At 38.9% G+C, this 20,881-nt stretch carries 15 protein-coding genes; 14 read left to right on the forward strand and 1 reads right to left on the reverse strand.

Annotation, left to right across the window (positions count from 1 at the left end; all coding sequences use genetic code 11):
- Positions 1–29: 29 nt before the first annotated feature.
- From aroA to kdsB, 10 genes are all read left to right on the forward strand, one after another.
- Positions 30–1,316, forward strand: coding sequence for a 3-phosphoshikimate 1-carboxyvinyltransferase (aroA, locus tag ACNARN_RS07575; protein ID WP_198626167.1), 1,287 nt, complete (start codon positions 30–32; stop codon positions 1,314–1,316).
- A 312-nt stretch (positions 1,317–1,628) separates the two neighbouring features.
- The gene (cmk, locus tag ACNARN_RS07580; protein WP_098943727.1) at positions 1,629–2,315 is read left to right on the forward strand and encodes a (d)CMP kinase; all 687 of its coding nucleotides are present in this window, start codon (positions 1,629–1,631) and stop codon (positions 2,313–2,315) included.
- 173 nt (positions 2,316–2,488) lie between these two features.
- Positions 2,489–4,162: a 30S ribosomal protein S1 gene (gene rpsA / locus ACNARN_RS07585; protein WP_006537421.1), complete on the forward strand. Its 1,674-nt coding sequence runs from the start codon at positions 2,489–2,491 to the stop codon at positions 4,160–4,162.
- 64 nt (positions 4,163–4,226) lie between these two features.
- Complete coding sequence (ihfB, locus tag ACNARN_RS07590) at positions 4,227–4,514, forward strand: integration host factor subunit beta (RefSeq protein ID WP_006537420.1); 288 nt, start codon at positions 4,227–4,229, stop codon at positions 4,512–4,514.
- A gap of 431 nt (positions 4,515–4,945) precedes the next feature.
- Positions 4,946–7,297 carry a DNA internalization-related competence protein ComEC/Rec2 gene (locus ACNARN_RS07595; RefSeq protein WP_416304325.1) on the forward strand — a complete coding sequence of 784 codons (2,352 nt, stop codon included), beginning with the start codon at positions 4,946–4,948 and terminating at the stop codon, positions 7,295–7,297.
- Positions 7,298–7,333: 36 nt separating this feature from the next.
- Positions 7,334–9,079, forward strand: coding sequence for a lipid A ABC transporter ATP-binding protein/permease MsbA (msbA, locus tag ACNARN_RS07600; protein ID WP_109373525.1), 1,746 nt, complete (start codon positions 7,334–7,336; stop codon positions 9,077–9,079).
- Positions 9,076–10,065, forward strand: a complete 990-nt coding sequence (gene lpxK, locus ACNARN_RS07605) for a tetraacyldisaccharide 4'-kinase (RefSeq protein WP_198620504.1) — start codon at positions 9,076–9,078, stop codon at positions 10,063–10,065. Before msbA ends, lpxK begins: the two co-directional genes overlap by 4 nt.
- Positions 10,066–10,579: 514 nt before the next feature.
- The gene (locus ACNARN_RS07610) at positions 10,580–10,795 is read left to right on the forward strand and encodes a cold-shock protein (protein WP_023581324.1); all 216 of its coding nucleotides are present in this window, start codon (positions 10,580–10,582) and stop codon (positions 10,793–10,795) included.
- A 415-nt stretch (positions 10,796–11,210) separates the two neighbouring features.
- The gene (locus tag ACNARN_RS07615) at positions 11,211–11,390 is read left to right on the forward strand and encodes a Trm112 family protein (RefSeq protein ID WP_004244593.1); all 180 of its coding nucleotides are present in this window, start codon (positions 11,211–11,213) and stop codon (positions 11,388–11,390) included.
- Between the two features lie 4 nt (positions 11,391–11,394).
- Positions 11,395–12,156 (forward strand): 3-deoxy-manno-octulosonate cytidylyltransferase, encoded by a 762-nt coding sequence (kdsB, locus tag ACNARN_RS07620; RefSeq protein WP_072069670.1) that lies wholly within the window; start codon positions 11,395–11,397, stop codon positions 12,154–12,156.
- Between the two features lie 87 nt (positions 12,157–12,243).
- On the opposite strand, the gene elyC is transcribed toward kdsB, so the two are convergent.
- Entirely contained in the window at positions 12,244–13,071 is an 828-nt protein-coding gene (elyC, locus tag ACNARN_RS07625) for an envelope biogenesis factor ElyC (protein ID WP_368888111.1), read from the reverse strand.
- Positions 13,072–13,446: 375 nt separating this feature from the next.
- Here elyC and cmoM point away from each other — a divergent pair, with 375 nt between their 5' ends.
- The 4 genes from cmoM to mukB are packed head-to-tail and all read left to right on the forward strand — an operon-like array spanning position 13,447 to position 20,721.
- On the forward strand, positions 13,447–14,220 hold the full coding sequence (gene cmoM / locus ACNARN_RS07630) for a tRNA uridine 5-oxyacetic acid(34) methyltransferase CmoM (RefSeq protein WP_198620506.1): 774 nt from the start codon (positions 13,447–13,449) through the stop codon (positions 14,218–14,220).
- A gap of 9 nt (positions 14,221–14,229) precedes the next feature.
- Positions 14,230–15,552, forward strand: coding sequence for a chromosome partition protein MukF (gene mukF, locus ACNARN_RS07635; protein WP_198620507.1), 1,323 nt, complete (start codon positions 14,230–14,232; stop codon positions 15,550–15,552).
- On the forward strand, positions 15,533–16,264 hold the full coding sequence (gene mukE / locus ACNARN_RS07640; RefSeq protein ID WP_109373531.1) for a chromosome partition protein MukE: 732 nt from the start codon (positions 15,533–15,535) through the stop codon (positions 16,262–16,264). The genes mukF and mukE overlap by 20 nt, the downstream gene beginning before the upstream one ends.
- Complete coding sequence (gene mukB, locus ACNARN_RS07645) at positions 16,261–20,721, forward strand: chromosome partition protein MukB (protein ID WP_198620508.1); 4,461 nt, start codon at positions 16,261–16,263, stop codon at positions 20,719–20,721. Before mukE ends, mukB begins: the two co-directional genes overlap by 4 nt.
- Positions 20,722–20,881: the final 160 nt, after the last annotated feature.

The following is a 20,881-nucleotide window of genomic DNA, read 5'->3' on the forward strand; positions in this document are numbered from 1 at the left end:
TATTTGTCTATTGGAGTTTTTACCTGTTTATGGAATCGTTAACATTACAACCTATCGCTCATATCGAAGGTGTTATTAATTTACCAGGATCAAAAAGTGTCTCTAACCGTGCGTTGTTATTAGCGGCTTTAGCTAAAGGTAAAACTCGTCTAACCAACTTATTAGATAGTGATGATATTCGTCATATGCTTAATGCATTAAAAGCGTTAGGTGTGCAATATCAATTATCAAATAACAATACGGTATGTGATATTGAAGGGCTCGAGGGAAAGTTTAAAACAAATTCGCCATTAGAGCTCTTTTTAGGTAATGCAGGTACAGCAATGCGCCCATTAGCGGCTGCATTAAGTCTTGGTGAGCACGATATTATTCTTACGGGTGAACCTCGTATGAAAGAGCGTCCAATTGGGCATTTAGTTGACGCTTTACGCCAAGGTGGCGCAAAAATTGACTACCTTGAACAGACAGATTATCCGCCAATTCGCTTATGTGGTGGTTTTTTAGGTGGTAATGTTGAGGTTGATGGGCGTGTTTCTAGCCAATTTTTGACTGCATTATTAATGACGGCACCTTTAGCTGAGCAAGATACTATTATCACTATTAAAGGCGAATTAGTATCAAAACCTTACATTGATATTACCTTAGCATTAATTAATACCTTTGGTGGGAAAATTGAAAATCAAGACTACCAACGCTTTGTTATAAAAGGTGGGCAGCAATATCAATCACCAGAAAAGTACCTTGTAGAAGGTGATGCTTCATCTGCTTCTTACTTTTTAGCCGCTGCTGCCATTAAAGGTGGCACTGTACGAGTTACAGGTATAGGTAAAAATAGCTTACAAGGGGATATCCATTTTGCTTCTGTGCTTGAAAAAATGGGCGCAAAAGTACGCTGGGGTGATGACTATATAGAGTGTGAGCGTGGAACGTTAAAAGGCATTGATATGGATATGAATACTATCCCTGATGCAGCAATGACCATTGCTACCACGGCACTTTTTGCTGAAGGTGAGACTGTTATCCGTAATATCTATAACTGGCGTGTAAAAGAAACTGACCGATTAGCGGCAATGGCAGCAGAGTTACAAAAAGTAGGTGCGATAGTTGAAGAAGGGCACGACTACTTAAAAGTAACGCCACCAAAACAGTTAATCACTGCGGATATCGAAACTTATAATGATCACCGCATTGCGATGTGTTTTTCGCTGGTGGCACTTTCAGATACGCCAATTACTATTCTTGATCCAGGATGTACTGCAAAAACCTTCCCTGATTATTTTGAGAAATTAGAAACACTTTCTCAACGTAATAATTAATGTGAAAATCATTAATTAAAATGAGTCAAAATTAAATCAATTAAATCGGTAGTATTGGACTTTTTAAAGAACAATACTGCCGATTTTTTATTGTGATTAGATTAATTTTTCTAAAAAATACACTATCTCGAAAAAATAATATTAAATAAGACCCTTTAGTGCTTATCTGCTTGTTTCTTCCTATACATTGTATGCGTATAATGTCGCGCATATATTAATACTGTTTTTCTCTGTTTGAATACAATGCCTATTATATCAATGTAATAAGAGCAACAAATACAGAAATGCAGTGCCCACGAAAAGGAGAAACTCATGGCGGTTATCGTCCCTGTTATAACTGTTGATGGGCCTAGCGGAGCAGGTAAAGGAACATTATGCCAAGCATTAGCGAAAGCGTTTGGCTGGCATTTACTCGATTCTGGCGCTATTTATCGTGTATTGGCATTAGCGGCTTTACATCACCATGTTGATATCACCTCAGAAGATGCTTTAGTTCCCCTGGCTGCAAATTTAGATGTACGTTTTATTCCTAATGAGAATGGCTTAAGTGTCATTCTTGAAGGTGAAGATGTTTCAACTGAAATTCGAACAGAAACAGTTGGGAATACGGCATCACAAGCTGCGACTTTTCCTCGTGTAAGAGAAGCATTACTGCGTCGTCAACGCGCATTTCGTACAGCGCCGGGCTTAATTGCAGATGGTCGAGATATGGGCACAATTGTTTTTCCTGATGCTCAAGTAAAAATATTTCTAGAAGCGAGTGCAGAAGAGCGCGCGCGTCGTCGCATGTTACAGTTGCAGGAAAAGGGCTTTAATGTTAACTTTGAGCGCCTTTTATCCGAGATAAAAGAACGCGATTACCGTGACCGGAATCGCGCTGTTGCGCCACTTGTTGCGGCGAAAGATGCATTAATTCTCGATTCTACAAGCTTGTCTATTGACGAAGTCATTGAAAAATCGTTGACTTATGCTAAAAAAAATCTGCAATTATCAGCGTAATTAATTTTTATTTCGTTTATACTAGGTAATTATCAAAATCGGGTTGACGTGTTAATGAAAACACAACAATGCCCGATGACCTTGTCACAAAGGATGTAACGAGGTATGTGAAACAACCCCATTCGGCCGGATGCTAAATGGACGTTAATTAAATTTACTTGAAGATCATTAACATGACAGAATCTTTTGCTCAACTCTTTGAAGAATCCCTAAAAACAATCGAAACTCGTCCTGGCGCTATCGTTCGCGGCGTTGTAGTTGCTATCGATAAAGACGTTGTTCTGGTTGATGCAGGTCTGAAATCAGAATCTGCTATTCCTGTAGAACAATTCAAAAACGCTCAAGGCGAATTAGAAATCCAAGTGGGCGACGAAATTGATGTTGCTCTGGACGCGGTTGAAGATGGCTTCGGTGAAACCGTTCTGTCTCGTGAGAAAGCTAAACGTCACGAAGCGTGGCTGATGCTGGAAAAAGCTTACGAAGAAAACGAAACTGTTGTTGGTATCATCAACGGTAAAGTTAAAGGTGGTTTCACTGTTGAACTGAACGGCATTCGTGCGTTCTTACCAGGTTCACTGGTAGACGTTCGCCCAGTTCGCGATACAACTCATCTGGAAAACAAAGAGCTTGAGTTCAAAGTCATCAAATTAGACCAAAAACGTAACAACGTTGTTGTGTCTCGTCGTGCGGTTATCGAATCTGAAAACAGCGCAGAACGCGATCAGTTATTAGAAAACCTGCAAGAAGGCATGGAAGTTAAAGGTATCGTTAAGAACCTTACTGACTACGGTGCATTCGTTGATCTGGGCGGTGTTGACGGCTTACTGCACATCACTGACATGGCTTGGAAACGTGTTAAACACCCAAGCGAAATTGTCAATGTTGGCGACGAAATCACTGTTAAAGTCCTGAAATTTGACCGTGAACGTACTCGCGTATCATTAGGTCTGAAACAACTGGGCGAAGATCCATGGGTAGCTATCGCTAAACGTTATCCAGAAGGTACTAAACTGACTGGTCGTGTAACTAACCTGACTGATTACGGTTGCTTCGTAGAAATCGAAGAAGGCGTTGAAGGTCTGGTACACGTTTCTGAAATGGATTGGACTAACAAAAACATTCACCCATCTAAAGTTGTTAACGTTGGTGATGTTGTTGAAGTTATGGTTCTTGACATCGATGAAGAACGTCGTCGTATTTCACTGGGTCTGAAACAGTGCAAATCTAACCCATGGCAGCAGTTCGCAGAAACTCACAACAAGAACGACCGTGTTGAAGGTAAAATCAAGTCTATCACTGACTTCGGCATCTTCATCGGTTTAGACGGCGGTATTGATGGTCTGGTTCATTTATCTGACATTTCTTGGAATGTTGCAGGTGAAGAAGCAGTTCGTGAATACAAAAAAGGCGACGAAATCGCTGCTGTAGTTCTGCAAGTTGATGCTGAACGTGAACGTATCTCACTGGGCGTTAAACAATTATCAGAAGATCCATTCAATAATTACCTGTCTGCTCACAAAAAAGGTGCTATTGTTTCTGGTAAAGTAACTGCTGTTGACGCTAAAGGCGCAACTGTAGAATTAGCTGACGGTGTTGAAGGTTACCTGCGTGCTTCAGAAGCTTCACGTGACCGCGTTGAAGATGCAACTCTGGTTCTGAATGTTGGCGAAGCTGTAGAAGCTAAATACACTGGCGTTGACCGTAAAAACCGCGTTATCAACTTATCTGTTCGTGCTAAGGACGAAGCAGACGAGAAAGACGCTATCGCTTCTGTAAACAACAAAGAAGAAGTTGGTTTTTCAAACAACGCTATGGCTGAAGCTTTCAAAGCAGCTAAAGGCGAATAATTTAAGTTATTAACGGAAGGCAACGTTAATCGTTGCCTATTTATCGGTAGTTTAGGGAGGTAATATGACCAAGTCTGAGTTAATCGAGAGACTTGCAGGCCTACAATCTCATCTTTCGGCTAAGACGGTTGAAGAAGCTGTAAAAGAAATGCTTGATCATATGGCTGATACTTTAGCTGATGGTGAGCGTATCGAAGTCCGCGGATTCGGCAGTTTTTCTCTACACTACCGTGCGCCGCGTACGGGTCGTAACCCGAAGACTGGTGATAAAGTAGATCTGGAAGGTAAATACGTTCCACACTTTAAGCCAGGTAAAGAGTTACGTGACCGTGTAAACATTTATACGGAATAATAACTCCTGTCGAAATGGCACGATGTTAGTTAACTTTCTCAAAAACGGTGCTTAGGTGCCGTTTTTTTATTACCAATTATTATGACTTTTAGCGTATTTTTCTGCTCTCTAATCTTCTTCAATCTCTGATCTTGAATTGATTGATTTGCTCTATTTACTTTATCCCACTAGTACCTACCTTTCTTACTTCTTCTTTACTACTGTATTCTGCTTTAGTTGTAATTTCTCTATTTAATTACCTGTATCACTTAGTTGTTTTGCTTTTTACGAGTTTCTTCTCAAAATTCATTGTATGCAACAAGAGATCTTTTTCTTTTTATAAAGCATCGCTAAAAAATGACCTAAACGTCTTTCTTTAACTGAATGGTAATATCATGATATTTAAAGAATGATTGAAGGTAAGGATGCTGAAAATGATTTTATTGAATCGAATGATAAATTTTTTTGAGTTAAGGGTGGTATCAATAAAACGGAGGTGCTTTCATTCAACCTATTTTCAAAAACTCTATTTCACAAAGTTAACTTTAGATAATATTGCTTTAGCAATGATATTAGGTTGCTTACCGTTATTAGCTCAACATACACTTTTTAGTCAAACTATTTATTCTATTATTATTCTAGTTGCTCTATTTCTATTATTTGTTCCTTTTTGCTCATTCCGATTTTTAGCAATATTTCTGTTTTTCTGGGTTTATTCAAATATGGCTGCGTCATTGTTAATGACGAGAACGGAACAGTTTGCTGATAATATGGCAACATTTGAAACCAAAGTTATGGGATATCGCCAATTAGCAGATGGTAATATTATTATCAAAATACCTATTACGAAAAAAACGCTCTTTTCATCATCTGTTTACGCTAACGTGTATTGGCGAAATCCGCCTAAAAATATAGCGGTAGGGCAATATTGGAAGTTTAAGATTCAATTCAGAGCTGTACATAGCTATTTAAATGAAGGTGGGTTTGATAGCCAAAAATATGCCGTTTCTATGAAAGAAACTCTAACGGGTAAAGTGATGACGGCTAAGTTTATCCGAGATGATATATCACTGCGTATTCAGCTTATTCAGACCATCTCAGCTTATTGGCAAACAGCAAAAAATAAAGGTGAAATAATTGCTTTAGTCTTAGGTGATAAGCGATATATCGAACCTGAAAAAAAAGATCTCTATATGAAAACAGGAGTTGCACATTTAATTGTGATATCGGGTTTACATATAGGTTTAGCTGCCTTTGCTGGTTGGGTTATTGCAAGAGGTATTCAATTTCTTTTTCCTATTAGATGGATTAATCCACAATTTCCATTAGTTATAGCTTGGCTATGTGGTGTTTTCTATGCCGCGTTATCGGGTTGGGGAATACCAGCAACAAGAGCTGTTATTGGATTAACCGTTTGGGTGATTTTGCATTGGGGGAGCCGATTATTTTTACCGTGGCAATGGGCACTTTGGAGTGCTGCACTCATTCTTATTGTTGAACCTCTTTCTATACTTTCAGCCAGTTTTTGGCTCTCATTTTCTGCTATATTCGCCATTATTTTTTGGTATTGGATGTACCCATTAAAAGCTAAATATAATTATCAAAAACGGTGGTTTATTTTAAGATTAGTACATTTACAATTTGGTTTATTAATTATTTTATTACCATTTCAATTATATTTATTTAGTGGTGCTAATTTTTTTAGTTTTATTGTTAATTTATGGGCGGTTCCTGTTATTTCTTTTATTACTGTACCATTAATAATGCTTGGATTATTGACATTTTTTCTCTCATTTTTTCAACCGATAATTTGGCATTGGGTTGATCTTTCAATAAACCTTGCTTTTGGGTGTGCTCCATTATTTTTACCATTTTGGCAAGATAGTGGCGCTATCCCCTTATTATTAGGATTTTTGGGAATTGGTATTATTTTAGTCATCAAAATGTCATGGTGGTATCATCATTTTATTTGTATTGTGGCTATTGCTACTATTTTATATTGTGAATTCGCCGCTTCTTCACGCTATCAATGGCGAATGTCTATGCTAGATGTTGGGCATGGTTTAGCGGTTATTATTGAAAAAGAAGGAGAGGCAATTATTTATGACACTGGAATACGTTGGAAAAGTGGTGGTTCAATTGCAAAAAGTGTCATTATTCCTTATTTAAAAAGCCATCGACTTAAACCCGTTGCATTGATAATTAGTCATGATCATCTTGATCATACGGGTGGTATTAAAGATTTAATAAAAGCTTATCCTAACTTAAGCATTCGTAGTAGTTTTGACGATCCTTCGCATTTACCTTGCTTAAGCAATAAATCATGGCAGTGGAAAGAGCTTCAATTTGATGCATTATGGCCACCGAATAAATCACTTTCTCCGAAGAATAATCAATCCTGTGTAATTAATGTCAGTGATGGTAAACATAATATTCTTTTGACTGGAGATATAGAGAAAGAAGCTGAAGCTCAATTGGTAAGAGTAAAAAAAGAACAACTGAAAGCAGATGTTTTACAAGTCCCTCATCATGGTAGTCAAACATCATCCACATTGATGTTTATTCAAGCTGTATCACCAAAAATTGCACTTGTTTCTGCTGCTCGTTATAGCCCTTGGCGTTTACCTTCTGATAAAGTACATCATCGCTATAAAAAAGAAGCTATTAATTGGCTAACAACCTCTATTAGTGGGCAAGTTTCTATCGAGTTTAATCAAGATAATATTGATGTATTTACCTATAGACGAGATATTTTACCTCGTTGGTATCATCAGTGGTTTGGTGTTTTGACGTTTCCCGAGTAGAATGTCCGGCTAATTATTAAAAGTTTGGTAATATATATGAATGATATAGATCTATCAACGTGGCAAACATTCCGCCGCCTATGGCCAATGATCCGACTTTTCAAAGCGGGTTTAATCACTGCTGCAATTGCATTAATTATCAATGCGGGCGTGGATGCATTTATGATTTCTTTATTAAAACCGCTTCTTGATGAAGGTTTTGGTAAAGCGAGTAATGACGTATTAAAATGGATGCCTTTTGCCGTTATTGGACTGATAGTTCTGCGTGGTATATCTAACTTTATTTCAAGTTACTGTCTTTCTTGGGTATCAGGAAAAGTGGTAATGAATATGCGTCGCCGACTGTTTTCCCATATTATGGGAATGCCGGTGAGCTTTTTCGATCAGCAATCAACAGGGACTTTACTCTCCCGTATCACATATGATTCAGAACAAGTTGCCTCTTCATCATCAGGTGCATTAATTACTGTTGTACGTGAAGGTGCCTATATCATCGGGCTATTCTGTTTGATGTTTTACTATAGCTGGCAATTGTCTCTGATCCTTATCGTTATCGCGCCTATTGTTGCTTTTGTTATTCGTTTAGTATCGACTCGCTTTAGAACGATCAGTAAACGAATTCAAAATAGCATGGGGCAAGTGACAACTAGTGCAGAACAAATGCTAAAAGGGCATAAAGAAGTTCTGATTTTCAATGGTCAAGAAGTTGAAAATAAACGCTTTAACCATGTGAGCAATCATATTCGCCGTCAAGGTATGCGTATGGTTGTTGCGTCGTCAATTTCAGATCCTATTATTCAATTGATTGCTTCTTTCGCATTAGCATTTGTCCTATATGCAGCAAGTTTCCCTGAAATTATGGATACATTAACAGCTGGTACAATAACGGTTGTTTTCTCCTCAATGGTTGCATTAATGCGTCCATTGAAATCGCTGACTAATGTGAATGCTCAATTTCAGCGTGGTATGGCTGCTTGTCAGACGCTATTTGCTATCCTCGATATGGAGCAAGAAAAAGACACAGGTAAATTAGAGCTGAAGAAACCGACTGGTGATATTGAGTTTCGCAATGTCACTTTCCAATATGTGACGAAAGATACACCAGCTTTAAAAAATATGTCATTTACTATTCCAGCTGGGAAAACTGTTGCATTAGTTGGACGCTCAGGTTCGGGTAAATCTACGATTGCAAACCTGATCACACGTTTTTATGACATTAATGAAGGTGAGATATTGATTAATGGTCATGATATTCGTGAATACACATTGAAATCTTTGCGTAATCAAGTGGCTCTGGTTTCTCAAAATGTGCATCTTTTTAATGAAACTGTAGCAAACAATATTGTCTATGCTTGTGAAGATCAGTATACCCGTGAAGATATTGAAAAAGCGGCGAAAATGGCACATGCGATGGATTTTATCCAAAAAATGGATAAAGGCTTAGATACTGAAATTGGTGAAAATGGTGTGCTACTTTCAGGCGGACAACGTCAGCGTATTGCAATTGCAAGAGCGTTATTGCGAGATTCACCAATTCTTATTCTTGATGAGGCAACATCAGCACTAGATACAGAATCAGAGCGTGCTATCCAGTCAGCACTTGATGAATTACAGAAGAATAGAACTTCTTTAGTGATTGCTCACCGTTTATCAACGATTGAGAAAGCGGATGAAATATTAGTTATTGAAGACGGTGAAATTATTGAACGCGGCGCACATCTTGATTTGATTGAGAAAAAAGGTATTTATGCTCAACTTCATAGGATGCAATTTGGCAAATGATTGAACGGATTTGGTCTGGTAAATCTTGGTTTTATATCCTATTGCTTCCATTCTCATGGTTGTATGGTGCGATCACACTGTTAAGGCGTTTTGCATATCAAAAAGGGTGGTTAGCATCATGGAAAGCCCCTGTTCCTGTTGTGGTTGTTGGCAACTTAACTGCAGGTGGGAATGGTAAAACACCTGTTGTGATATGGCTTGTTGAGCAATTAATACAGCAGGGATTTAAACCAGGTGTTGTGTCTCGTGGTTACGGCGGGAAATCAGACCATTATCCATTACTTTTGACATCCGATACATCACCTTCTATGGCAGGTGATGAACCTGTATTGATTCATCATCGAACAGGTGCTCCCGTTGCGGTTGCACCTAATCGACGAGATGCAGTAAAAGCGTTATTAGCTCAATATGAGCTTGATGTGATCATCACTGATGATGGTTTACAGCATTATGCATTACAGCGTGATTATGAAATTGTTGTTATTGATGGCCAACGTCGGTTTGGCAATGGTTGGTGGTTACCAGCAGGACCTATGCGGGAGCGTGCAGGGCGCTTAAATTCAGTAGATGCAATTATCGTTAATGGCGGAGTAAGCCAAGGTAACGAGATAAGCATGGTACTGGAAGGTGATATTGCTGTTAATCTTAAAACGGGAGAAAAGAAACCTGTTCAGCAAATTAAGAAGGCTGTTGCTATTGCTGGAATTGGTCATCCACCTCGATTCTTTAACTCTTTACATGAAAAAGGGATAGAGTTAATCACAACAAAAGCATTTAGTGATCATAGTGATTATAGCGCTCAAGAATTACAGGATCTAACGCCAGATTTAGAACCCCTTATTATGACAGAAAAAGATGCCGTTAAATGTCAGCATTTTGCGCAAGATAATTGGTGGTATTTACCCGTTAGCGCTGAATTAAATAGTCAATCTGTGCTAAAACAAGTCAGCAATTTAATTTACGGCTCGAAAAAAACTTGTATCTGATCTGAAACAATGATATTTATAGTGGAAATCAGGATAGCGTTACATAAAAGATTACCTACCTACAGTTGCATATCGCTTTTGTCGTAGTTCAATTTAACTCGCAATTACCCTATCTACTCAAAAGCCTTGTGTGGAGAGTTTGTGGATCTTGAATGTAGGGTTAATATTTTGTGCAGTGAATAGCGTTGGCTTTTGTGCACTATGAATAATAAAAACCATTTTTGATGGTGACTAGTTATCTCTATATTCGGTTATCTTTTTTATCAGTGCTCAATAAATATCAACATGTCATCTTTTTGTCATATTGATACTGTAAATATTTATTGTGCTTTAAGATATTTATTAAGCTTAGCTATCACGATTTTGAACATTTATATTGAATAATAAAATGCACTACTTAAATTAATGTGTTCAGAATTTAATTGGGGTTTTATATAAGAAGACTTAATAAAAAGTAGGATGCATTTGTATAGGAAAATAAAACTATACAAAGAACAAAAGGAGTTTATCTATCATGACATTACAATTAAGAATGGGTCGCGTAAAATGGTTTGACAATAACAAGGGTTATGGTCTTATTGTTGCAAGAGATATTGAACAAGAAGTTTATGTCAATAAAAAAGCGATTGCCAATACAAAAAATAAAGCATTAACAGAAGGTCAAGACGTTGAGTTTTCTGTAATCAGAACAGCAGCAGGTTTAGAAGCCGCTGATGTTATTGGATTTTAAATAAGGTTTAGCCTTGTTAAAGTTGTAGATAAAACGGTAGTTTAACATTGAGATTAAATTATCGTTTATGCCTATTTTTAGGTAGGTAGGCGGAAATAGTTTACCACCAAGCTGAATAAGTAATATAAAAGAGTCATTTCGTTAATTAGAATGCAATAAAGATAATAAAAAGGTTAAATTATTATCAATAAAAGCTGAATGTAATTCTTTATTAATGATGTTGCAGACTCAACGATAAAAAGCCACACTAATGTGGCTTTTTTGTTGCTTATAGTAAAAGAGAAAATAATAAATTTATTAATAACTAAAATAATTTTCGAATTATCACTAAACGAGAGGTTTTGAGTATTAACGCTGATCCTTCCTTATGATATCCTTTTGCCATATAAAATGATTAACCCTTGAGAGGGACAAAATGGATCACCGCTTACTTGAAATTATTGCTTGCCCAGTTTGCCACGGCAAACTTATCTTTGATAAAGAAAACTCAGAGCTTATCTGCAAAATTGATCATTTAGCTTATCCTGTTCGTGACAATATCCCCGTTCTTCTGGAGAATGAAGCAAGAGAATTATCACTAGAAGAGGAAAAGTAACTTCATGTTCACGGTCATTATCCCAGGTCGATATGCATCGACCCGTTTACCGGGTAAACCCCTCGCGGATATTCATGGCAAACCTATGATTGTTCGTGTGATGGAACAGGCTATGCGCTCTGGTGCAAACCGCGTCATTGTTGCAACCGATAACTTAGATGTTGTTGCAGCAGTTGAAAAAGCGGGCGGGGAAGCGTGTATGACTCGCGAAGATCACCATTCAGGTACAGAACGTTTAGCAGAAGTCATTGAAAAATATCAATTTGCAGATGATGAAATAATCGTTAACGTACAAGGTGATGAGCCTCTTATTCCACCCGCTATTATTACCCAAGTTGCTGAAAACTTAGCAAATTGTGGTGCAGGAATGGCAACATTAGCGGTGCCTATTGTTGACTCAAAAGAAGCTTTTAATCCTAACGCGGTGAAAGTCGTGATGGATGCAAAAGGTTTTGCACTTTATTTCTCTCGTGCAACCATTCCTTGGGAAAGAGACCGTTTTAATTTATCACATGATGAAATTGGTGAGCATTATCTTCGCCATATTGGCATCTATGCTTACCGTGCGGGCTTTATACGTCGATATATTACTTGGGAACCAAGCCCATTAGAATCTATTGAAATGTTAGAGCAACTGCGTGTGCTGTGGTATGGCGAAAAAATCCATGTTGCAAAAGCATTAGAAGTTCCTGGTGTGGGTGTAGATACACAAGATGATCTTGTCGCAGCAAGAGCGGCATATCGAGCGCTTAACCAAGAATTTTAGTCTTTGAGCGACAACAAATAATATCAACGGCACTTAATTTTAATTAAGTGCCGTTTTTGTCTCAGTCAGCAAAGATATTTTTAATTATTAGCTTTTTTCTTTATCAGATTGATGATCTTCATTTCCAGGAATAGTGGCGGGTTGTCCAGCCGGTTTTATTGATTGCCACATCGATCCTAAAAACTCATACCATGCACGTTCACTGTGCTGAAAATAAGTGGCGGAGGGAAAATATTTCTCCCAAGGATGTAATGGTGAAGTGATAGCCAATTGGTTAGCTGGCGCAACGATAGGGTTCATGCCTCGCGCTAAAAAGAAACGTTCAGCGCGTGCTAAATGGTTGGCAGACGTCACAAGCAAAAATGGTTTCTTTCCAATTAATTTATCAACTTCATAGGCTTCTTCTTCTGTATCTTTCGGTGTTGATAATGCGATAGTTTTATCCGCAGGTACACCTAAAGATTGTGCCACCTGAGCCGCTACCTCTGCACTACTTATCTGATTAACACCTGCTCCCCCTGTAAAAATCAGTGTCGAATTGGGATTGCGGTAATAAAGTCTTACACCTTCAGCAACACGAAACAAACTATTGTTAAGAAGATTAGAACTTGGTGCCCATTCTGGGTTATAAGTAAATCCACCACCTAAAACAACAATGTAGTTCACATCTTGTTGCGAATTTTCTCGTAATTCATAACGAGCTTGATACTCTTTTTCACTTGGCATTAATAGTGTATCGGCAACAGGTTGTATGCCTAGAATAGTTAACAGAACAAGCGCAACAGTGAGTAGGCTTTTTCCGGTTTTTTGCCAACGTGTAAACCAAAGTAGTGCTAATGCAAAAAAGGCGATTAATAAGAGCAAAGGCAAGGGCATCAGAAAGCCTGCAACATATTTTTTGAGCAAAAACAGCATAAATCATCCTAGATTGAGTGAAATACATGCAATTGATAGCGAAAGTTTAGTGAAAACTAGGGGAATTCCAAGACGTTGTGTCAAAATAGCTAACACAACAACGATTCACTAAGTTTTCATCAATAGAAATAAAGAACCGTTTAATTATTTATAAAACGATAAACGTTTGAACGTTAATTTTTTCATTAATAAGCGTTATATTTGTACTGCGCTTTGCGAATAGTCTGATTCATGACTTATTTCTTTAGAGAAAACAGTCAGTATCATAGAACACTGGTAAAATTGCCGTCTTTATTAATGTACAGTGTCTCATATTTTTGAATTTATCAGAACGCAGAGAGCGCAAGTAGTAAGTTGTTATCATGAGGCGTTTTAATGTCAGATCGTAATTTTGACGATATTGCAGATAAATTCTCCCGCAATATCTATGGCACAACAAAGGGTAAAATACGTCAAGCGGTGATTTGGGAAGATTTACAACAATTATTGACCCTTTTACCTAACCGAAGTTTGCGTATTTTAGATGCAGGTGGAGGTGAAGGTTATTTCTCTCGTCAGCTTGCTAAATTAGGACACCAAATTATCTTATGTGATTTATCACAAGAGATGCTTAATCGCGCACAAGAAGCTGCGATTGAAGAGGGTGTCATCGAGAACATGATGTTTATTTGTTGTGCGGCTCAAGAGATTAAAGAGCATATAGATGAAGGGGTTGACTTAATTCTATTTCATGCAGTATTGGAATGGATCACGGATCAGAAAGACGCCGTAAATGTTCTTACCGATATGTTGCTACCTAATGGTATCTTATCGCTAATGTTTTACAATGCGAATGGTATTGTCATGAGAAATGCGATTTTAGGGAATTTTCATCTGGCAAATCCTGAGATCCCACGTAGAAGAAAAAAATCGCTATCACCTCAAAATCCATTACAACCAGAAGATGTTTATCAATGGTTAGATGAGTTTTCGATGACAATATTGGGAAAAACGGGTGTTCGTGTTTTCCATGATTATTTGCAAAGTCGTCAGTTACAAAATAAAGATTTTCCATCGTTGCTTGCATTAGAGCAACGATATTGTCGGCAAGAGCCCTATATCAGTCTGGGGCGTTACATTCATGTCATGGCACAAAAGCGTGTAAATTAAGGATGTACTATGAGTGATTTTACCCAGACCGTTCCTGAGTTAGTGTCTTGGGCGAGAAAAAATGATTTCTCAATCTCACTGCCACCAGAAAGATTAGCTTTTTTGATGGCTGTCGCTGTATTAAACAGCGAGCGCCTTGATGGCGAAATCAGTGAAGGGGAGTTAATTGATGCCTTTAGGGAAGTGTGTAAAGGCTTCGAACAACCAGCAGAATCAATACAAGTTCGCGCGAATAATGCCATTAATGACATGGTAAAGCAGCGGCTTTTTAACCGTTTTACCAGTGAATTGGTAGAAGGTAATGCAATATACCGTTTAACCCCGTTGGGTATTGGAATTAGTGATTACTATATTCGCCAACGCGAATTTTCATCATTGCGCTTATCTATGCAACTTTCTATTGTGGCGGGTGAGCTTGATTCAGCGGCAAGCTCTGCTGAAGACGGCGGTGATGAATATCATTGGCATCGTAATGTTTTCGCGCCTCTAAAGTATTCAGTGGCGGAAATTTTCGATAGCATTGATTTATCTCAGCGAATTATGGATGAGCAGCAAAATACAGTAAAAGAAGATATTGCTGCGTTATTAAACCAAGATTGGCAAGCGGCTATTTCAAGCTGTGAACAGCTGTTATCTGAAACATCTGGTACATTAAGAGAGCTACAAGATACGCTTGAAGCAGCTGGCGACAAACTTCAAGCCAATCTCTTACGTATTCAGGAAGCAAACATGAATACGGGCCATGTTGAGCAAATAGATACATTAGTATTTGAACTTCAAAGTAAGTTAGACCGCATTATTAGTTGGGGTCAGCAATCTATTGATTTATGGATTGGATACGACAGACATGTCCATAAATTTATTCGTACAGCGATTGATATGGATAAAAATCGTATTTTCTCTCGCCGTTTACGTCAATCCGTACAAACCTATTTCGACAACCCGTGGGCATTAACTTACGCTAATGCTGATCGGTTGTTTGATATGCGTGATGAAGAACTGGTTCTACGTGATGAAGAAGTCACGGGTGAGTTACCCGAAGAGCTTGAATATCAAATGTTCAGTGAAGTGAACGAACAGATAGCGCAATGGGTAGAGCAAGAGCTTGCTTCTTACAAATTAGAACAAAGAGCATTAGATCTCAGTTCAGTGTTAGTTGAATATCTTAATCGTTATCCGCAACAGAAACATTTCGATGTTGCACGTATTGTCATTGATCAAGCAGTACGATTAGGTGTAGCGAAAGCTGAGCTCGCAGGATTACCTGCAAAATGGTCAGAAATTAACGAATATGGAGCTAAGGTACAAGCGCATGTCATCGATACATACTGAACAATTTATGCCAGCAAAACTGGCGCAGGCATTAGCGAACTCACTTTTTCCTGAACTGGATAGCCAGTTACGTGCAGGTCGACATATCGGTATAGACTCTCTGGATAATCATGCTTTTTTGATGGATTTTCAAGATGAGTTATCAGACTTTTATGCGCGTTATAACGTCGAATTAATCCGAGCGCCAGAAGGATTCTTCTATTTGCGACCGCGTTCAACCACACTTATTCCACGCTCTGTTCTCTCTGAAATGGATATGCTGGTGGGGAAAATTCTTTGTTATCTTTACCTTAGCCCTGAGCGGTTAGCCAATCAGGGAATATTCACCGTTCAAGAGCTGTTCGATGAATTAAGAACATTAGCAGATGAAACCAAACTTTTACGTTTAGTGAATCAACGCTCAACAGGTTCTGATCTTGATTTGCAAAAATTACAAGAAAAAATAAGAACCTCGTTAAATCGTTTACGTCGTTTAGGCATGATTTCATTCTTATTAAATGATATGCAGCGTTTCTCGATCACAGAATCTGTTTTCCGTTTTGGTGCAGATGTGCGTAGTGGTGATAATCCGCTTGAGGCTCAAATGCGCATGATCCGTGATGGTGAAGCAATGGCGCTTGAAGATAGCTCAGAAACACTTAACGACGATGAAGAAAATGAAGATGAGCAATTACAATCCAGTGAAGATGATGCGGAGGGAGAAAATAAATGATTGAACGGGGAAAATTTCGCTCATTAACACTTATCAACTGGAATGGGTTCTTTGCTCGTACTTTTGATTTAGATGAGTTGGTGACTACGTTATCAGGTGGTAATGGTGCGGGTAAATCAACCACTATGGCTGCATTTATCACAGCTATGATCCCTGATCTTACTTTGCTTCATTTCCGTAATACCACAGAAGCAGGATCGACAAGTGGATCTCGTGATAAAGGGTTATACGGGAAATTGCGCCCTGGTGTGTGTTATGCCGTATTAGATGTGATCAACTCGCGTCACTTACGTGCTGTGGTCGGTGTTCGCTTACAGCAAATTGCAGGACGTGATAAGAAAGTTGATATCAAACCCTTTATGATCCAAGGGCTGCCAATGGCAGAAAATCCAACAGAAATTTTAACGCAAGCTGTTGCAGATCGCCAAGCCCGTGTTTTACCGCTTAATGAATTAAAAGAAAAAGTTGAAGCCATTGATGGGGTTGTTTTTAGACAATTTAACTCTATCACTGATTTCCACGCGGTGATGTTTGATTTAGGGGTTATTCCTAAACGTTTACGCTCAGCAAGTGATCGTGCCAAATTCTATCGTTTAATTGAAGCCTCATTGTATGGCGGTATTTCAAGTGCGATTACACGCTCTTTACGTGATTATTTACTACCTGAGAATAGTGGTGTAAGAAAAGCTTTCCAAGATATGGAAGGCGCATTACGTGAAAACCGAATGACGCTTGAAGCTATTCGAGTCACTCAATCTGATCGTGACTTATTTAAGCATTTAATTACAGAAGCGACATCTTATGTTGCAGCTGACTATATGCGCCATGCTAACGAACGACGTGTTCATCTTGATGAAGCTTTAGAAGTACGTCGTGAGTTATGGAGTCAGCGTAAATCCATTAATAACGAAGCGTATCGTTTTGTTGAAATGGGAAAAGAGCTAGAAGAGCAACAAGCGTTATCTTCTGATCTTGAAGCCGATTATCAAGCGGCAAGCGACCGACTAAACTTAGTGCAAAATGCGGTTCGCCAACAAGAAAAAATTGACCGCTATGTTGCCGATGTCGAAGAAATCACTTTTCGCTTAGAAGAACAAAGTGAAGTTGTTGAAGAAGCAGCTTCTAAGAAAGAAGAGCTTGAAGCGCGCGTGGAGTCTGCTGAAGAAGAAGTTGATGAACTGAAAAATCAGTTGGCAGATTATCAACAAGCATTAGACGTACAACAGACGCGTGCTATTCAATATCGTCAAGCTGTACAAGCGTTAGAGCGCGCTAAAGCACAGTGTGATATTGCGGATTTAGACGAGAAAAATGCTGAACAATGGGCTGAACGTATTCAAGCCAAAATTCAAAACATTACGCATTCATTACTCTCTATGGAACAGAAACTCAATGTTTCTGAAGCGGCTAAAACGCAATTTGATCAAGCCTATAAACTGGTAAGTTCAATTGTAGGTGAGGTTGAACGTCAAAATGCATGGGATGCGGCAAAAACAGCATTACGTGAATGGTCTTCTCATCGACATCAAGCGGATAGGGTTCATCCTATTCGCATGCAGTTGGCAGAATTAGAGCAACGCCTGCATCAACGAAATAGTGCAGAGCGCCAGCTTGAAGAGTTTAACAAACATCATGGCAAGTCGATGGAGCCTGATGATTTGTTAATTCTTCAAGATGAGTTAGAAGCCAAAATTGAAGAGCTTAGCGATTATGTTAATGAGTCTGGCGAACACCGCATGCAAATGCGCCAAGAGCTGGATCAACTTAAACAACAAATTGAAAAGCTGAAAAAACAAGCACCCGCATGGCTTGCTGCACAAGATGCGTTAACACAATTATGTGAACAGACTCGTCAATCTTTTGAAACGGGTCATCAAGTAACAGAATATATGCAACAGTTACTTGAGAAAGAGCGTGAAGCAACCGTATTACGTGATGAAACTGCAACTCGTAAACAGCAGATTGAAGCACAAATTGAACGTTTAAGTCAGCCAAGTGGTGCAGAAGACGGACGTTTAATTACATTAGCGGAACGTTTTAATGGTGTTTTATTATCAGAAATTTATGATGATATTACGTTAGACGATGCGCCTTATTTCTCTGCATTATATGGCCCTGCACGTCACGCAATTGTTGTGCAAGATCTCTCGTTGATTCAGGAACAATTAGAAACATTAGAAGATTGCCCTGAAGATCTCTATTTTATCGAAGGTGACCCACAATCTTTCGATGATAGTGTATTTAATGCTCAAGAGATGGATAAAGCGGTTCTTATCAAAAGTACTGATAGACAATGGCGTTATTCTCGCTACCCTGAAATTCCGCTTTTTGGTCGTGCTGCGCGTGAAAATCAATTAGAAATTTTATCGCGTCAGCGTGACGAACTTTCTGAGCTTTACGCAACACAAGCTTTTGATGTACAGAAGATCCAACGTGCCCACCATGCCTTTAGTCAGTTTGTGGGACAACATATTTCTGTGGCATTTGAGGCTGATCCTGAAGAGAATATTCGCCAGCTTAATCAACGACGTAACGAGCTAGAAAGAGCGTTAGCGCAATACGAAGAGAGTACTCAACAACAGCGTCAACATTATGCACGTACTAAAGAATCGCTGAATCTTCTTAATAAACTTATTCCTCAAGTTAATATCTTGATGGATGAAACTCTGATTGATCGTGTTGAAGAGTTACGCGAAGAGCTGTATGCCGCTGAAGAGTCAATGCGTTACTTACAGCGTCACGAAAAAGCATTAGCAGCATTAGAGCCTATCGCTTCAATCTTGCAAAGTGATCCACAAGCGCATGAACAATTAGCGCAAGATTACGAGCAAGCAAAAGCAGAGCAACAACGTTATCAGCAACAAGCTTTCTTACTGGTGGAAGTGGTACAGCGTCGCCCACACTTTAGTTATAGTGATGCCGTTGAGATTGTCAGTGAAAATAGTGATCTTAACGAGAAGCTACGTCACCGTTTAGAGATGGCAGAAACAGAACGTGCTACGGCAAGAGAACTTTATCGTCAGCAACAAGCTCAATGTGCTCAATTTAATCAAGTACTTGCCTCATTAAAAAGCTCTTTTGACACTAAATCTGAATTGCTCAGAGAGCTTGAGCAAGAGATGAGTGATACGGGTATCCAGATTGATGTTGGTGCTGAAACAAGAGCAAAAGAGCTACGTGACCAGCGCTATTCTGCGGTAAGTGCAAACCGTACTCGTATTAGTCAACTTGAGCGTGATATCGCATTGAGTGAAGCAGAGCGAGATAATCTCACCAAGAAAATTCGTAAACTTGAGCGTGATTACGTTCAAATTCGTGAGCATGTTGTGAGTGCAAAAGCGGGTTGGTGCGCGGTTATGCGATTAGTGAAAGAAAATGGTATGGAGCGTCGCTTACATCGACGAGATTTTGCTTATCTTTCTGCTGATGAGCTACGTTCAATGTCGGATAAAGCGTTAGGTGCTTTACGCCAAGCGGTTGCTGATAATGAATATTTACGTGATGCGTTACGTCGCTCAGAAGATGCGAAATATCCAGATCGTAAAGTTCAGTTCTTTATTGCGGTATACCAGCATTTAAGGGAACGTATTCGTCAAGACATCATTAAAACTGATGATCCGGTTGATGCAATTGAACAGATGGAAATCGAACTTGCTCGCTTAACTGAAGAGTTAACTAGTCGTGAGCAAAAATTAGCGATTAGTTCACGGAGTGTCGCGAATATTATTCGTAAAACTATTCAGCGTGAGCAAAATCGTATCCGTATGTTAAACCAAGGTTTACAAGCAGTTTCATTTGGTCAGGTGCGAGGTGTCCGACTCAACGTCAATATTCGTGAAAGTCATCAAGTGTTATTGGATGTGTTATCTGAAGAAGATAACCAGTATCAAGATCTATTTAAAAACCAAAACCTTACTTTCTCTGAAGCAATGGCGAAGCTTTATCAGCGTTTAAACCCTCAAGTGGACATTGGTCAACGTATGCCACAAACCGTGGGTGAAGAGCTGTTAGATTACCGTAATTACCTTGAAATGGATGTTGAAGTTAATCGTGGACCAGAAGGTTGGTTAAAAGCAGAAAGTGGTGCTTTATCAACAGGTGAAGCGATTGGTACGGGGATGTCAATTCTGGTTATGGTGGTACAAAGCTGGGAAGAAGAATCGCGACGTTTAAGAGGAAAAGATATCTCTCCTTGTCGTTTACTCTTCCTCGATGAAGCTGCGCGTTTAGATGCGAAATCTATTGCAACGTTATTTGAGCTTTGCGACCGTCTTGATATGCAGTTAATTATTGCGGCACCAGAAAATATCAGCCCAGAAAAAGGAACAACCTATAAATTAGTGCGTAAAGTGTTCAACGGCACTGAACATGTACATGTTGTTGGCTTAAAAGGTTTTGGTCAACAGGCTGAAAAAGATAAAATCGGATCATCAAATGTTGCTGAAATAACAGAATAATTTTATCCCATTATTAGCCTCAAAAGGGCAAGAATAAAGGCGCTGCGGGCTTATGCTTATAGCGCCTTCTTTTTTCAAAGTGTTACATAGATCAAAAAATGAAAGCAAATTAACAAAAAAATGAAATTTTAAGTGGTATAACGTGCGCCATATCTCATTT

Origin of the sequence: Proteus sp. TSJ240517 (assembly GCF_047921575.1) — a bacterium.
In the GTDB taxonomy this organism is placed as follows: Bacteria; Pseudomonadota; Gammaproteobacteria; order Enterobacterales; family Enterobacteriaceae; genus Proteus.